The sequence below is a fragment of the Ensifer sp. SSB1 genome, from assembly GCF_016652895.1.
Taxonomy (GTDB): Bacteria; Pseudomonadota; Alphaproteobacteria; order Rhizobiales; family Rhizobiaceae; genus Ensifer.
In genome coordinates this window covers 46,415-61,704 of record NZ_JAEPRP010000020.1, presented here as the reverse complement: position 1 = coordinate 61,704, position 15,290 = coordinate 46,415, and the positions used below count along the sequence as shown (strand labels likewise).

General features: G+C 61.3%; 12 protein-coding genes, 1 pseudogene and 1 riboswitch. Of the genes and pseudogenes, 3 read left to right on the top strand and 10 right to left on the bottom strand.

The features are described 5' to 3' along the window. Positions 1–229 (top strand): hypothetical protein (locus I8N66_RS07640; RefSeq protein WP_291151689.1); only part of this gene is annotated, 229 nt, incomplete at its 5' end. Positions 230–245: 16 nt separating this feature from the next. After that, positions 246–719, top strand: a complete 474-nt coding sequence (locus I8N66_RS07635) for a MarR family transcriptional regulator (RefSeq protein ID WP_113536975.1) — start codon at positions 246–248, stop codon at positions 717–719. Between the two features lie 95 nt (positions 720–814). Here the strand turns inward: I8N66_RS07635 and I8N66_RS07630 are convergent, their stop codons facing one another. The 9 genes and pseudogenes from I8N66_RS07630 to I8N66_RS07590 form a co-directional block, all read right to left on the bottom strand. Continuing rightward, on the bottom strand, positions 815–3,022 hold the full coding sequence (locus I8N66_RS07630) for an esterase-like activity of phytase family protein (RefSeq protein WP_162768696.1): 2,208 nt from the start codon (positions 3,020–3,022) through the stop codon (positions 815–817). A 76-nt stretch (positions 3,023–3,098) separates the two neighbouring features. After that, positions 3,099–4,000, bottom strand: a pseudogene (locus I8N66_RS07625) (DMT family transporter). A gap of 88 nt (positions 4,001–4,088) precedes the next feature. After that, positions 4,089–4,290, bottom strand: a riboswitch (FMN riboswitch). Between the two features lie 124 nt (positions 4,291–4,414). Continuing rightward, positions 4,415–4,690 (bottom strand): DNA-binding protein HupB, encoded by a 276-nt coding sequence (hupB, locus tag I8N66_RS07620; protein WP_065777403.1) that lies wholly within the window; start codon positions 4,688–4,690, stop codon positions 4,415–4,417. A gap of 220 nt (positions 4,691–4,910) precedes the next feature. Further along, on the bottom strand, positions 4,911–7,331 hold the full coding sequence (lon, locus tag I8N66_RS07615; RefSeq protein WP_291151680.1) for an endopeptidase La: 2,421 nt from the start codon (positions 7,329–7,331) through the stop codon (positions 4,911–4,913). A gap of 373 nt (positions 7,332–7,704) precedes the next feature. Further along, positions 7,705–8,982: an ATP-dependent Clp protease ATP-binding subunit ClpX gene (gene clpX, locus I8N66_RS07610; RefSeq protein ID WP_077961578.1), complete on the bottom strand. Its 1,278-nt coding sequence runs from the start codon at positions 8,980–8,982 to the stop codon at positions 7,705–7,707. Positions 8,983–9,264: 282 nt separating this feature from the next. Next, positions 9,265–9,897 carry an ATP-dependent Clp protease proteolytic subunit gene (locus tag I8N66_RS07605; RefSeq protein ID WP_113536938.1) on the bottom strand — a complete coding sequence of 211 codons (633 nt, stop codon included), beginning with the start codon at positions 9,895–9,897 and terminating at the stop codon, positions 9,265–9,267. 292 nt (positions 9,898–10,189) lie between these two features. Further along, positions 10,190–11,749: a phospholipase D family protein gene (locus I8N66_RS07600; protein ID WP_291151675.1), complete on the bottom strand. Its 1,560-nt coding sequence runs from the start codon at positions 11,747–11,749 to the stop codon at positions 10,190–10,192. An 18-nt stretch (positions 11,750–11,767) separates the two neighbouring features. Next, on the bottom strand, positions 11,768–12,625 hold the full coding sequence (locus I8N66_RS07595) for an endonuclease/exonuclease/phosphatase family protein (protein ID WP_113536936.1): 858 nt from the start codon (positions 12,623–12,625) through the stop codon (positions 11,768–11,770). 162 nt (positions 12,626–12,787) lie between these two features. Beyond that, the gene (locus I8N66_RS07590) at positions 12,788–13,435 is read right to left on the bottom strand and encodes a VOC family protein (protein WP_113536935.1); all 648 of its coding nucleotides are present in this window, start codon (positions 13,433–13,435) and stop codon (positions 12,788–12,790) included. Positions 13,436–13,642: 207 nt separating this feature from the next. On the opposite strand from I8N66_RS07590, the gene I8N66_RS07585 reads away from it, so the two are divergent. After that, positions 13,643–14,881: a cytochrome P450 gene (locus tag I8N66_RS07585; RefSeq protein WP_113536934.1), complete on the top strand. Its 1,239-nt coding sequence runs from the start codon at positions 13,643–13,645 to the stop codon at positions 14,879–14,881. 39 nt (positions 14,882–14,920) lie between these two features. Here I8N66_RS07585 and I8N66_RS07580 read toward each other — a convergent pair whose 3' ends face one another. Further along, positions 14,921–15,265, bottom strand: a complete 345-nt coding sequence (locus I8N66_RS07580; protein WP_113536933.1) for a cupin domain-containing protein — start codon at positions 15,263–15,265, stop codon at positions 14,921–14,923. Positions 15,266–15,290 lie beyond the last annotated feature (25 nt).

The following is a 15,290-nucleotide window of genomic DNA, read 5'->3' as shown; positions in this document are numbered from 1 at the left end:
TTGCGAGCCGTCCCCGCGGATTTCGCGTTCGGCGCTGAAGTGTCCGCGTCAAAGCAGGACCGCTCAAAACGCGAAATTCTTGCAAACTGCAAGTCAAACGGCCGCCGGTAACGGCGGCCGTTTCTTTGTCGGCAAGGTACTTACCGTGAAACGCCAGAGGTTTATGTCGACAAATGCGGCAATTATAACTATCACTAATGTTACTGCCATTTCACATGGCACCTCATGAAATTCCAATGACGATCATGAAGAAGACATTCGAAGTTTCAGATAGGCTGTTCGAGCTCTACCACCGGGTACACCGGCTGGTGAACGAATCGATGACCGAAGAAGGCGTGTCGCTGGCACGCAGCAAATTCCTCTTTTTTCTCAGCAAGCTCGGCCCCTGCCGCTCGACCGATATCGCCTGTGCGCTGAATTTCGCGCCGCGCACGGTCACCGAGGCCATCGATGGCCTGGAACGTGACCGCCTGGTCATGCGCAAGCCCGACCCCGAGGACCGGCGCGCCAAGATCGTCTCGATTACCGAAACGGGCCGCATCGTGCTCGAAGCCGCCGAGCATCCGCGCAAGCAGTTGCTCGAAGAGATCTTCTCGGCGCTCGACGACGAAGAACTCGACGCGCTCTACGACATCGTCGGCAAGCTGGTCGACAAGACGGACGATATCCGCAAGCGCAAGGACGAAGAGGAAGCGGCGCAGGTCGCCGTCGCCCGCTAATAGCGGCTCCTTCTACCAGATCGCGCAATGCCGAAATAGAAAGAGGCCGGGACATCATGTCCCGGCCTCTTCCGTTCTTCTCCAGGCGATAACGCTTACATCGCGTTGATGGCGCCAATGGAGAAGAACAGGGTCTCGCCGGAGGAGTCGTCGACACCGTCGTTGTCGGTGACGACGTAGCCGTTGCCGGCGGCATCGACGGTGAAGCCTTCGACCTTGTCGACGACATAGCCGTTCAGCGCCTTCAGCTCCGGAATGAGGTCACGAACCTCTTCCTTCTTGACCACAGGCAGATCGCCACCGAGTGCTGCCGGCTTCAGTTCCGTCAGCGCGACGCGGTAGATCTTCTTGAGCTTGGCGGCTTGGCCGATCAGGTTGTCGCGCTCGATGATGTAGACGTAGTCGCCATGGACGGAAATTTCCGACAGGCCAACCCAGCCTTCACCGGCCTTTTCCAGCGGGTAGCGCACGGCGCCCCATTCTTCGCTCTTCGGGTTAAAGGAAACGAGTTTGACGAAGCCCTTCTCGTCGTCCTTCCATTCGCGCTGAACGGCCATCCACAGCGTCTGGTCATCGCCTTCGCCAACAACCGTGATGCCTTCGAAGCCGAAGCGGGTTTCGCCCGCACGCAGGGCCTCCGGCAGGGCGATTTCCTTCTTGATCTCGCCCTTCTTGTTCACGTGGAAGATCGCGTGGCTGTAGAGCTTGTCGGAATTGCCTTCGGATGCGAGCCAGAAGCCCCCTTCCCCGTCATTGGCGATGCCTTCGATGTCGAGCTTCTGAGCCGGCGCACCGTCACGGGTGATGGCGAGCGCTTCGGTGATCAGCGCCGGCTTCTGCGTGGCGTCGATCGTGAAGATCGTCGGCTGCGACGAGTAGACCGAATCGTTGACGGCGCGCAGGAAGCCCGGCTTGTCCGCGACGGCCGCGAGACCGGAAAGTGCGCCGAAGCCGATCGGCAGGCCGTCCTTCTCGGCGGAGCGGATCTGCGGATAGGCAGCCTCGCCTTCACCGCGCTCGTAGATCATGACGTGCGAACGCGCGCCGCCGTCCTCACCGAGATCGAGTTCGTTGGCGGTCGCAAGCAGGTTGCGCGACGGGATCGCAACAGCGCCCTCCGGCGAGATGCCTGATGGCAGGAGCTGCAGCAGCTCAGGCTCCGCACCGGTGTCCTTGTAAACGCCGACGACCGAAGCACGTTCGGCGAGCAGGAAGAACAGGTTGTCGTCGCCGAACTTCGCCGCTTCCAGACCTTCGGGCTCGACACCCTTGGCCGACGAGCGCTTTTCCGGGTAGTGACCGATCGCGGCAACAGCATGCTCGAAGCTGGCGCCCGATTCGTAGAGAACCTTGCCAGTCGTATCGAAGATCGTGAAGCCTCGCGAACCACCTTCGTAGTCGCCTTCGTTGGCAATGACGATCCGGTTGTCGTCAAGCCACTTCACGGCATCGGGCTCGCGCTTGCGACCCGGCTGCTCGTCCTTGAAAGCGATCGCCCCGTTGCGCTTGGTGTCGATGTTCTTGAGGTCGACCGTACCGGCGGAGAAATGCGTCTTCACCGTCGCGGTCTTGCCGTCGATGATGATGATATGGTTGTTTTCCTGCAGCGTGAGCGCAATCTCGTCCTTGCCATTGAAAGCGACGAATTCCGGCTCCGGATCCTCGCCGGCGATTTCGGCAAGACCGGTCAACGTCACGCGCTTCAGCGAGCCACAATCGGCCACACCGTCCTTCAGCGACAGGATCACCAGGTCGCCGGCCGGCATCTGTGGGATCTTGCCGTCGTTCAGTTCCTCGTCGCGCTCGTTTTCGATGGCGACGGCCGCAAGCGTACGGTCCTTGTTGACGGCGACCGAATCCGGCTGACCACCGAGATCGCAGGTGCTCTCCACCTTCTTCGATGCCAGATCGACGATAGCCAGGAGACCGGAAGGCTTGACGAAGCTTTCGCGCGTGTTGACTGCAACGAGCGCCTTACCGCCGGCAACGGTAACGGAGGTCGGCTCACCGTCGAAAGAAATCGTGCCGGCGGCCTTCGGCGCCTTGGCATCGGTGATGTCGATCAGGCCGATGCGCTTGCCTGGGCTGTCTGAGTAGATCAGCGTATTGCCGTCTTCGCTGGCCGTGATGATCTCGGCGGACGTCGGCGCCTTGCGCGCGTCACCTTCCGGAAGATTGTCAGCGACAGCAAAGGACGCAATGCGGTTGAAGACGGGCTCGGCCGCCGCGGGAAAAGCCGCGGAAGCGAGAAGGACGGCGGCAAGCGCCGTCACGCGCGATCTAATGGTCATGAAATCCCCCATGGACACTTCTAAAAAACAAGGGGTTTCTGCGCGATGGGGATGACATCCGAATGACAGCCGAACGGTTTTGCACCATTCAGGCGCCCGCGGTCTCCCGCTCGCGCCGGATCTCGTTGCGCATGATGAAAAGCGACGCGCCGAGGATCAGGATCGCGCCGAACCAGAGATAGCCCGTCGGCGCATAACCAAAGACCAGCCGGCGAAGACATTGAGCGGCAGCTTCAAATCATCGAAGGGCTGCACATAGGCAGCGTCGGCAACCGTATAGGCGAGCGTCAGCAAGTACTGCGCGAAAACGGTCATCACCCCGGCCAGCAGGAGAAGGCCGAGCGCAGCGCCATCCGGCACCGCGAAACCGGCTGTGAATGCAATGGCGCCATTGATCGGGGTCAGAAGGACAAGCAGCCAGATGGTGATGGTTTCGGGACGCTCGCTGCCCGTTAGACTCTTGGTGATGAGCGACGAGGCGCCCCAGAGCAGCGCGGAGAGGATCGGCAGAAGTGCTGCCCAAGTGAAGCTGTCCGACCAGGGCTGGAGAATGATCATCGCGCCAGCAAAACCGACCGCCGTTGCGGTCCAGCGCGCCGGCCCGACGCGTTCGCCGAGGAACAGGCGGGCACCGAGGATGATGAAGAAGGGCGAGGTCATGACCAGAGCAATCGCTTGCCAGATCGGCACATGGGCAAGGCCGGAGACCCAGGCTCCGACACCGAAGGCGGCAAGCGCCACACGCACCACGTGACGCCAGGGGTAATCGGTGCGCATCGCCGAAAGCCCGACGCGGCGCAGGAACGGCAAAGAAAAGAGGAAGGCGAAGGCGTATTGCCAGAAGGCGGTGGCGGCAGCGGGGAAGCCGAGCTTCATCGTCAGCCATTGGGTGACGACATTGAGGCCGGCAAAGGCAATACCGGCCAGCACCATGAAGCCGGCTCCGGCCATGGCGCGCGAGGAGGAGAAGCCGAGGGAAGTCTGATTCATGTCATGCATCCTGAACACTGGACAAACACAAATCAGGACGCATGAGCGCACGGCACGACGCCAGACAGCCTCTGCCCTTCGTGCCGACGACCATTCTCTTTCATCCGGACTGTGACCGTCGGCTCCGGAATTGCACCGGATCTGCTGACCCCTTCCCCGTTGCGGGGAAAGGCGCTCGCGGGCTTGGGCCAACCATCGTGCGACAGCGACCTTTGCGCGTCTTGAAGGACGCGCGGCGCTGTGGTGCCCTTACCGCCGGTGGGGACTTTCACCCCGCCCTGAGCATGGGCAAGCCGTAGAGCAAATGGCGGGAGGCCGCAAGGGCCGCCCCCGAAATGCGAAAGGGTCCGGCTTTCGCCGAACCCTCGAATACCTGGACTGCCGGCCTCGTGTCCGGCCGCCAAGCAAATCTGATCAGCCGTTGACGGCGTCCTTCAGGCCCTTGCCGGCCGTGAACTTCGGCACGTTACGAGCCGGAATGTCAACTTCCGCACCCGTGGACGGGTTGCGGCCCTTCGAGGCTTCGCGGCGCGAAACCGAGAAGTTGCCAAAGCCGACCAGGCGAATGTCGCCGCCGTTCTTCAGCTCGCCCTGGATGGTCTCGAAAACTGCATCAACTGCAGAAGATGCGTCGGTCTTGGAAAGTCCGGCCTTCTCAGCAACGGCAGACACGAGCTCATTTTTGTTCATGTTTCCACCCCTTTCAGATTGGTTCGAAACGACTGTGTTTTAAGCCGCGGCGGCTTGCGCATCGCCCGCGTCTTGCCTTTCCCAATTGCGCCTAATCCCTTGGAATGCAAGGCTTGCAGCGTGCTTTTACAACAAAAAAGACCGGCCAGAGGCCGGTCTTCCCAATTTTTCTGCAAAATGGGCGCCGCGTGAGGTCGCTGCGCCCATTCACTGGCACTTTTTAGTGGGCGATCGAAGAGCCCGCTTCGTCCTGCGAATCAACCGCTGCGACGGTTGCCGGCTCGTTTGCCGGGTCCCATTCGATCGGTTCCGGCATGCGCACCAGAGCGTGTTCAAGCACTTCGCCCATCCGCGAAACCGGGATGATTTCGAGCGCGTTCTTCACGTTGTCCGGGATCTCGGCGAGATCCTTGGCGTTCTCCTCAGGGATGAGCACCTTCTTGATGCCACCCCGGAGAGCCGCCAGGAGCTTCTCCTTGAGACCGCCGATCGGCAGTACGCGGCCGCGCAGCGTGATCTCGCCGGTCATCGCGACATCCTTGGAGATCGGGATACCGGTCATGATCGACACGATCGTGGTTGCCATGGCGACACCGGCCGACGGACCATCCTTCGGCGTCGCACCTTCCGGTACGTGCACGTGAATGTCACGCTTGTCGAACAGCGGCGGTTCAATGCCGAAGTCGATTGCACGCGAACGGACATAGGAGGCCGCCGCGGAAATCGATTCCTTCATCACGTCGCGCAGGTTACCGGTGACGGTCATGCGACCCTTGCCGGGCATCATTACGCCTTCGATCGTCAGCAGCTCGCCGCCGACCTCGGTCCATGCGAGACCGGTGACAACACCGACCTGATCGTCACGTTCGGCTTCGCCGTGGCGGAAGCGCGGAACGCCCAGATAGTCGTTGATGTTGGCAGCGGTCACTTCGACCGTCTTGGCCTTGCCCTTGATGATCTCGGTCACGGCCTTGCGGGCGAGCTTCATCAACTCGCGTTCGAAGTTACGCACACCGGCTTCGCGCGTGTAGGTCTGGATGACCGCCATCAACGCACCGTCGGTGACCGAGAACTCCTTCGGCTGCAGCGCGTGGTCGCGGATCGCCTTCGGCAGCAGATGCCGCTTGGCGATCTCCAGCTTTTCCTCTTCGGTGTAGCCGGCGATGCGGATCACTTCCATGCGGTCCATCAACGGCGCCGGAATGTTCAGCGTGTTGGCCGTGGTGATGAACATCACGTTGGACAGGTCATATTCGACTTCCAGGTAGTGGTCCATGAACGTCGAGTTCTGTTCCGGATCCAGCACCTCAAGCAGCGCCGACGACGGATCGCCGCGGAAGTCCTGACCCATCTTGTCGATTTCGTCGAGCAGGAACAGCGGGTTGGACCGCTTCGCCTTCTTCATCGACTGAACGACCTTGCCCGGCATGGAGCCGATATAGGTGCGGCGGTGGCCACGGATCTCGGCTTCGTCACGAACGCCGCCGAGCGCCATGCGCACATATTCGCGGCCGGTCGCCTTGGCGATCGACTTGGCGAGCGAGGTCTTGCCGACGCCCGGAGGGCCGACGAGGCACAGGATCGGGCCCTTGATCTTGGTCGAACGCGCCTGCACGGCGAGATACTCGACGATGCGTTCCTTGACCTTGTCGAGGCCGAAGTGATCAACGTTGAGCACTTCCTCGGCATGGTTCAGGTCAGTCTTGATCTTCGACTTCTTGCCCCAGGGCAGCCCGAGCAGCCAATCCAGGTAGTTGCGAACGACGGTCGCTTCCGCCGACATCGGGCTCATCTTGCGCAGCTTCTTCAGCTCCGCGTCAGCCTTTTCGCGCGCTTCCTTGGAAAGCTTCGTCTTGGCGATGCGCTCCTCGATCTCGGCCATCTCGTCGCGGCCATCTTCGCCGTCGCCGAGTTCCTTCTGGATCGCCTTCATCTGTTCGTTGAGGTAGTACTCGCGCTGGGTCTTCTCCATCTGGCGCTTGACGCGCGAGCGGATGCGCTTTTCGACCTGCAGGACGGAAATCTCACCTTCCATGAAGCCGAGCGCCTTTTCCAGACGCATCTTCACGCTGGTGGTTTCCAGCATTTCCTGCTTCTCGACGATCTTGATCGAAAGGTGCGAAGCAACCGTATCGGCGAGCTTCGAATAGTCCTCGATCTGGCTGGCGACGCCGACGACCTCGGGAGAAATCTTCTTGTTGAGCTTTACGTAGCTTTCGAACTCGGAGACGACCGAGCGGCTAAGCGCCTCGATCTCCACCGGATCTTCTTCCGGCTCGCCGAGCGTATGCGCCGACGCCTCGTAGAATTCCTCGCGCGGCGTGTAGCCGTCGATCTTGGCGCGCGCACGGCCTTCCACCAGCACCTTGACGGTGCCGTCGGGCAGCTTCAGCAATTGCAGGACATTGGCGACGGTGCCGACTTCATAGATCGCGGAAGGTTCCGGATCGTCGTCGGTGGCATTGATCTGGGTGGCAAGCATGATCTGCTTGTCGGTGCCCATGACTTCCTCAAGCGCGCGGATCGACTTTTCACGGCCGACGAAGAGCGGCACGATCATGTGCGGGAAGACTACGATGTCGCGGAGCGGCAGGACCGGGTAGGTCGCGCTTTCAGTCGCCGGTGACGTTTTGTTCGTCATGTCATTTCCTTTCCGTCCCGATTTCGGGCCCGTTCCCGGGAGCCCCGCAGGCACTCCCGGTTGTCATATTTTCCACATGAAAGTGGAGTGCCACCGCGTCCATTTCAAGGCTGACGCGACACCCACCAACCGTGGCCGGGTCCTTCTGACTACGCATCATTTCTGTTGCGGGCCTTGCGACGGAGAACGAGGCTCAAGGACGCGCAACGATAAAGGTCCTTCATTGAATCGTCACATCATTGCGTTGTTTGAGACACTTTAGCAACAATCGAATTGTGAAATCTGCGCTGCGGCGGCTTTGTCTCAACAGCTAAGTGGGCGAACATGAAAAAGCCCGCACAAGGCGGGCTTCTCAAACGATATTTCGGCGCTATCAGGCCGAAACGTTGGTCTTTTCGTCCGACCGCTCGGAGTAGATGTAGAGCGGCCGCGCCGCACCCTTGACCACCTCGTCGGAGATGACCACTTCGCGCACGCCCTCGAGCGTCGGCAGCTCGAACATCGTATCGAGCAGGATCTTTTCCATGATCGAACGGAGGCCGCGAGCACCGGTCTTGCGCACGATTGCCCGGCGGGCGATCTCGCGCAGCGCGTCCTCGTGGAAGGTAAGCTCCACGTCTTCCATCTCGAACAGGCGCTGGTACTGTTTGACGAGCGCGTTCTTCGGCTCCGAGAGGATCTGGATCAGCGCGTCCTCGTCGAGGTCTTCCAGCGTCGCAAGAACCGGCAGACGGCCGATGAATTCCGGGATCAGGCCGAACTTGACCAGATCTTCCGGCTCCAGTTCACGCAGCACTTCGCCAACGCGACGGTCTTCCGGCGCGCGAACCGTGGCGCCGAAGCCGATCGAGGTCTTCTCGCCGCGGGCGGAGATGATCTTGTCGAGGCCGGCGAAAGCGCCACCGCAAATGAAGAGGATATTGGTGGTGTCGACCTGCAGGAATTCCTGCTGCGGATGTTTGCGGCCACCCTGTGGCGGCACGGATGCGACCGTGCCTTCCATGATCTTCAGCAGTGCCTGCTGAACGCCCTCGCCCGAAACGTCGCGGGTTATCGACGGGTTGTCCGACTTGCGCGAAATCTTGTCGACTTCGTCGATGTAGACGATGCCGCGCTGCGCGCGCTCGACGTTGTAGTCGGCAGCCTGCAGCAGCTTCAGGATGATGTTCTCGACATCCTCACCGACATAACCGGCTTCGGTCAGCGTCGTGGCATCGGCCATGGTGAACGGCACGTCGATGATGCGGGCGAGCGTCTGGGCGAGATAGGTCTTGCCGCAGCCGGTCGGGCCGACGAGCATGATGTTGGATTTCGCCAACTCGACGTCGCTGCCCTTGGCCGCATGCGCCAGGCGCTTGTAGTGGTTGTGCACGGCGACCGAGAGGATGCGCTTGGCCTGCTGCTGGCCGATGACGTATTCGTCGAGGACCTTGATGATTTCCTGAGGGGTCGGAACGCCATCGCGGGACTTGACCATCGAGGTCTTGTTCTCTTCGCGAATGATGTCCATGCACAGTTCGACGCATTCATCGCAGATGAAGACGGTCGGTCCGGCAATCAGCTTACGGACTTCGTGCTGGCTTTTGCCGCAGAACGAACAATAAAGCGTATTCTTCGAGTCACCGCCGTTGCTTCCGCTGACCTTGCTCATTTCCACTTCCTTCCAGCACGCCGGACACCTCAAGAGAAGCATCGCGGACCACTCAATTCGCCCTGTAGCCTATCCTCACGCAGGGCTTCCGGGAGTACTTACCGCACCAGGGCGACATGCCCGATGCGGCTGCAACGACTCTCCCAACTCATCCGAACACTATGCCCTCAGAATCCAACATAGCATTAACGGTCCATATTAACGGCTTTACCCTGACGATAAAGCCCTTGAGCCATTACAATTGTGTCACAATTACATCTATCGCGACACAAAAGCGCGTTATCAGGCCTGCTCCGCGCCTTCGATCTCTTCGCGCGAGGTCAGCACCTTGTCGACGATTCCCCACTCGAGAGCCTCGTCCGCGCTCATGAAATGGTCGCGATCGAGCGTCTGCTCGACTTCCTCGTAGGTGCGACCGCAATGCTTGACGTAGACCTCGTTGAGGCGACGCTTCATCTTGAGAATGTCGCGGGCGTGGCGCTCGATATCGGAGGCCTGGCCCTGGAAACCGCCCGAGGGCTGGTGAACCATGACGCGCGCATTCGGCGTGGCAAAGCGCATATCCTTGTGGCCGGCCGCCAGGAGCAGCGAGCCCATCGAGGCTGCCTGGCCGACGCAGAGCGTCGAGACAGCAGGCTTGATGAACTGCATCGTGTCGTAGATCGCCATGCCGGACGTGACGACGCCGCCTGGAGAATTGATGTAGAGCGCGATTTCCTTCTTCGGGTTTTCCGCCTCAAGGAAAAGCAGCTGGGCGCATACGAGCGTCGCCATCTGATCTTCGACCGGACCGGTTACGAAGATGATGCGCTCCTTCAGAAGGCGCGAAAAGATATCGTAGGAACGTTCACCGCGGTTGGTCTGTTCAACAACCATCGGCACCAGTGCCAGGGCGGTATCAACGGGATTTCTCATATCGAACCTTCATCAATCGGGCTCGCAAAACCTTTGCGAACCGGGAATCACGGGATTTGCCTTCTGTCCCTACATAGAGTGTCAACACCCTTCACTTCAAGTCGCGAAGCTTCGATAACCTTAATCGAAGCCCCGCATTACTGCGAAGTTCGGCGCTCCTCCACACATGGTTGTCAATAGCGCCATTTTTCGCCGATATGCGCAGCGCAAGCCGCCGCGACCGAGCATTTCACACAGGGTTCGACGACGTCGGTAAACGAACGGCAAATCCTGTGCCCGCACCGCCGCTTTCCTAGAGCTGGGACTCGATCGGCAGAATACGGATCAGGTTGGCAATCATGCGCCTGGCAAGGCTGGCATCCGGCTCGCGCCGCAACAGCCGCTCGGAGCCTTCGGCGCGATCACGCCAGACAAGCCGTGAACCGTCCAGGCCCAGCCGATAGCTGATCGAGGGCGAGGTCTCCTCCTCGAACATATCGGCGAGCTCGCCGGCGAGTGCAGCGTCCGCGAACACGACGCCCATTTCCGTGTTGAGCGACGCGGACCGCGGGTCGAAGTTCATGGAGCCGACGAAACCATGACGACCATCGACAACGAAGGCCTTGCTGTGCAGGCTCGCATTGCGGGCACCAAACAGCGACATGCGGTGTCCCTCGGCAACGTCCCCCTGCTCCTTCAGCTCGAAGAGCTCCACGCCGGCGCGCACGAGCTTGCGGCGATATTTGATATAGCCGCCGTGAACGGCTGCCACGTCGGTCGCGGCAAGGGAGTTGGTCAGCACCGACACCCGCGCGCCGCGCGCGGCAAGGGAGACAAGCTCCCTGGTGCCGGCGACGCCGGGGATAAAATAGGGCGAAATGATCCTGAGGTCTCTCACCGCCGCCTCGATCAACGGGAAGAGTTCGCGCAGCAACCAATTCTGGCGCCGCTGCATCAGGGCCTTTTCCGGTGGGTCGGATGCCAGACGGATCTCCGAACTCCAGTGAAGCTGCCGTGTGCCGTGGTAGATATCGGCTTGCTGGACTGCCCCATCGACACGCTCGAGATAGAACCGGCCCGCAGGCGTCCGGGCAAGCGCGTCGACGGCCTCGCGGAGCGCCGGCAAATATTGCTTGCGTGGCGTGCGCAGCGCCGCAATCGGGAGGACCGAGGCGCTGTTCCAATAGCGGTCGAACATCGCGGATGCCTGTTCCAGTACCGGCCCTACCATCCAGACATCGAGGTCACGGAAGTTGGAGAGTTCGGCGGCATCGAAGTAGGCGTCACCGATGTTGCGGCCACCGGCAATCGCGACGCGGCCATCGGCCACCCACAGCTTGTTGTGCATGCGGCGAGTGGCGCTGAAGGCGCGGATCGCCATTTCGAAGCCGCGGCGAAAACGGTCGGTGCGCGCCCGGCTCGGGTTGAACAGCCGCACGTCGTTATTGGGGTGGGCGTCGAGCGCTATGCACATGCGATCGTGAATGCCGGCGTTGATGTCATCGAGCAACAAGCGGACACGCACGCCTCTGTCGGCCGCCGCCAGAATCTCGCGGGCCAGCAGAAGACCGGTCAGATCACCCTTCCAATAATAGTACTGCAGATCGAGGCTGCGGCCGGCGCGCCGGGCCGCATGCGCGCGCACGACCAGAGCCTCGATGTTGTCGGAGACGAGCGCCACGCCATTTGCGCCCACATGCGCGGCAAGAAGCGGCGTGATGTGCCGGTCGAGGTCCGTACCTGCCTCAGCCACGGGAAGCGCCGTTGACGGCGGGCCGTGCGGGCGCCGGCCGAACCGGCCGTAGATGTAGAGGATGGCCGCAACGACGACACCGACGATGGCGGCGACGGTGATCAGAGCGGAGGACAACATCGAAAGCTCGCCCCGTCGTCAGACCTGCCCCGCGCGACCGGCTTCGACGCGCTTGCCGTCTCGATTGTCCTGCTGGGCGGTCTTCAAGGCGATCGACGCCTTGACCGGCAGATGGTCCGAGGCGATCCGCGCGAGCGGTGAATCATGCACGGCGACCGAGGTTACCAGATTGTGCGGGTTGCCAAGCACGCGATCGAGCGGCAGCAGCGGAAAGCGCGACGGAAAGCTCGCGACCGTGGCATGCGAAGGATCGAAAACGGGGCTCAGGAAGGACAGCGACGACCGCCGGCCCATGCGCCACTCGTTGAGATCGCCGATTAGCAGCGTCGGCCGCCCGTTCGCATCGGCTGCCGCCTCGAGGATCGCCTCGGCCTGCTGAGCGCGGGAATGCCTGAGAAGACCGAGATGGGCGGCGATGATGCGCAAGGGGCCAACCTTCAGGTCGAGATCGACGACGAGCGCGCCACGCGGCTCGACGCCCGGAAGCTTCAGTTGACGGACATCGGAGACGGCGCCCTCGCGCAGCAACAATACATTGCCGTGCCAGCCATGCCCCTTGGCGGAAAAACCGGAGATCGGCACTGAGACGAGATGGGCCTCGCGCCGGAGATGTTCGAGATCGAGAAGACCGGCGCGCTCACCGAACCGCTGATCCGCCTCCTGAAGCGCAACGATATCGGCACCCAGTTCGCCGATCACGTTGGCGGTCCGCCCGGGATCGAAGCGGCCATCGGTACCGACACATTTGTGGATGTTGTAGGAGGCGATGACTATATCCCCGCGGCTCACCGCAGCTTCGCGATGAACGACCGTGGGGCGCCGCTTGCGGATCGCTGCGACGATCCCCGCCGATAGACTGGACTGGTTTTTTGCCATGCCGCTCCCTGCCTGCTGCCCGCATCATTGCGCAAATAGGTCACCGGGCGCCACTGAAAAAGGGTCAGGGACGGAAGTTGTTTCGCAACTGCGTTGTCGCGTCGAATGGCTGGAAGCCGGTCCTGCAGGAGCAGCGCCGGTGTCCATTGTCGCCAACCTCACTCAGTCAGCCGGCCCTGCGAACAGGATCAGATTTCCGTCCGGATCAAGCACGATGAAGGTGCGGGCGCCCCAGGGTTCCGTCCGCAAAGGCTGGTGAAAACACACACCAGCCGCCTGATAGGCCAGGAACAATTGCTTGATGTCATTGGCGGTTTCGAGCGTGATGGCCGCCGATAGCAGGTCTTCGCGCTCGCGAATGTCGCCGACGAAAACCGGCTCGCAGACCAGCCGTAGAGCGAGCCTGGCATTGTCTCGAACGACCTGCCCATAGAAGGGCGGCTCGCCGTAGACGAAATCGACGGTAAAGCCGAGCTTCTCCGTGTAGAAAGCGCATGAGGCCTTGATATCGGCGACAAACAGCTGTGCGGCGATCGATTGCAGCAGCGGCTGCGATGTGGTGGGAGTTGAGTGTGTGGTCATTGTCAGGGCTCCTGATTTGAGCGCCTGCCAACTGTCGAATCCCGATTGGCGCGCAATCAACTCCTGCGCGTCGGCGAGCTTGAACTCCGACTTGAGAATGGCGTCGTCATCAAGGCCACGGAAACGCGGCAAAGCAGCCCTGATCTCGGCGGCGACCGGATGGTACCGTTCGCGATGCCATTTGAGATACTGCTTCGCCTGCTTCTTCAGGTTTTCAAGGTTTGGCATGGGCGCAACTACGGTGTGTCTTCCGTAGGCGGGCATTGCCCTTTCAGCCTCTTGCCGATGCGCCCTACGCAGCGCCACGAGATTGACCGCCATCGCCGGCACTGTCAACGCCGTCCCGGAGTGAGCGGAGGGATATCGGCACTTGCCGGCCGAACGCCGGTTCCCGTAGAAATAGGCGTCGATCCAAACCTGGGAAGAGCCCGTTGCATGCCTGCCATTACCATTGACGGCGCCCAAAGGCGCGTTTCCATCGACGCGTGCGATCCCGCCTTCTACCGTGAGCCCCTCACCGCCTATGCCGAGATCCACGCGCACTGCCCGGCCTTCTTCTGGGAAGAGCGGCAGCAATGGTATTTCGCAGGTTATGACCAGGTGAACGCGCTGCTCCGCGACCGACGTTTCGGCCGGCAGATCCTGCATGTGGCGACGCGCGAAGAAGTGGGCCTCCCAGCACCGAAGCCACATCTCAAGGATTTCGACGCCCTTGAGGCGCATTCGCTTTTAGAGCTCGAGCCGCCGGCACACACGCGGCTGCGTACGCTCGTCAACCGGGCCTTCGTCTCGCGGCAGATCGAGCAGTTGAGACCGGATATCGAGCGGCTGTCGCATGCCCTGATCGACAGCTTTGCAAGCGACGGTCACGTCGAATTGCTGAAGACCTTTGCGGAAGCGCTTCCCGTGACGATCATCGCCCGCATGCTCGGCATTCCCGTCGAGGCGGCGCCCGACCTTCTCGACTGGTCGCACCGCATGGTCAAAATGTATGTCTTCGACCCGAGCTACGAAACCGAGCTCGACGCCAACCAGGCTTCCGCCGACTTTGCCGATTATCTCCGAAAGATCATCGCAGAGAAACGCCGCAACCCCGCCGACGACCTGCTGACGCACATGATCACCTCCGAAAAGGATGGCGAGCGGTTGTCGGATGCGGAACTGGTCTCGACCACCGCCCTCCTCCTCAATGCCGGCCACGAAGCGACTGTTCATCAAATCGGCAATGCCGTCAGGACCATTCTGCAATCGGAACTTTCCGTCGAGGGTCTGTTTGCCACGGAAGCGGCAACGGCGCTGGCGATCGAGGAGTGCCTGCGCTTTGCGGCACCTCTGCACATTTTCCAGCGCTATGCCCTGTCGGACATGGTGCTCGATGATGGCATCACGCTGCGAAAAGGGGACAAGATCGGCTTGCTGCTCGGAGCGGCGAACGTGGATCCGAAGAAATTCACGGACCCGAATGTGTTCCGGCCGACGCGCGACGAAGGCGCAAATGTCTCCTTCGGGGCCGGCCTGCATTTCTGCATCGGGGCGCCACTCGCACGGCTGGAGCTCAATCTCTCGCTGCCGATCCTGTTTCGGCGACTGCCGAATATGCGGCTGAAGAACGAGCCCGAGGTGAAGGACGCGTTCCATTTCCACGGCCTGGAGCGCCTTGACCTTGTCTGGTGAGCAGCACCGGAGACCGTCCGGCCGCCGGTGTCTGGTTGCTTAGAGGCGGATGACGTAATCCTTGCGGGTTGTCTCCACCACCTCCCAGGTGCCTTGGAAGCCGGGGCGCAGGATCATGCTATCGCCGGCACGAAGATGCGCCGCCTCGCCACCATCCTGCGTGACGATCGAATAGCCGGAGATGATGTGGAAGTATTCCCACTCCTCGTAGACGATCCGCCATTTTCCGGGCGTCGATTCCCAGACCCCGGCATAGAGGCCACCATCGGCCTCCTCCAGGTTCCAGGTCCGGAACTGCGGTGCCCCGAAAATCAGCCGCTCGGCTGCCGGCGTACCGGTTTCCGCCTCGACGGAAGACAGATCGAACTTCTGCATATTCGTCATCTTGGCACCTTTACGGCGAGGGCTG

Excerpts from the sequence above, each read along its gene's own strand:
- I8N66_RS07635 (WP_113536975.1), top strand. The coding sequence starts at position 246 with ATGAAGAAGACATTCGAAGTTTCAGATAGGCTGTTCGAGCTCTACCAC.
- I8N66_RS07630 (WP_162768696.1), bottom strand. The coding sequence starts at position 3,022 with ATGGGGGATTTCATGACCATTAGATCGCGCGTGACGGCGCTTGCCGCC.
- hupB (WP_065777403.1), bottom strand. The coding sequence starts at position 4,690 with ATGAACAAAAATGAGCTCGTGTCTGCCGTTGCTGAGAAGGCCGGACTT.
- lon (WP_291151680.1), bottom strand. The coding sequence starts at position 7,331 with ATGACGAACAAAACGTCACCGGCGACTGAAAGCGCGACCTACCCGGTC.
- clpX (WP_077961578.1), bottom strand. The coding sequence starts at position 8,982 with ATGAGCAAGGTCAGCGGAAGCAACGGCGGTGACTCGAAGAATACGCTT.
- I8N66_RS07605 (WP_113536938.1), bottom strand. The coding sequence starts at position 9,897 with ATGAGAAATCCCGTTGATACCGCCCTGGCACTGGTGCCGATGGTTGTT.
- I8N66_RS07600 (WP_291151675.1), bottom strand. The coding sequence starts at position 11,749 with ATGTTGTCCTCCGCTCTGATCACCGTCGCCGCCATCGTCGGTGTCGTC.
- I8N66_RS07595 (WP_113536936.1), bottom strand. The coding sequence starts at position 12,625 with ATGGCAAAAAACCAGTCCAGTCTATCGGCGGGGATCGTCGCAGCGATC.
- I8N66_RS07590 (WP_113536935.1), bottom strand. The coding sequence starts at position 13,435 with ATGCCAAACCTTGAAAACCTGAAGAAGCAGGCGAAGCAGTATCTCAAA.
- I8N66_RS07585 (WP_113536934.1), top strand. The coding sequence starts at position 13,643 with ATGCCTGCCATTACCATTGACGGCGCCCAAAGGCGCGTTTCCATCGAC.
- I8N66_RS07580 (WP_113536933.1), bottom strand. The coding sequence starts at position 15,265 with ATGACGAATATGCAGAAGTTCGATCTGTCTTCCGTCGAGGCGGAAACC.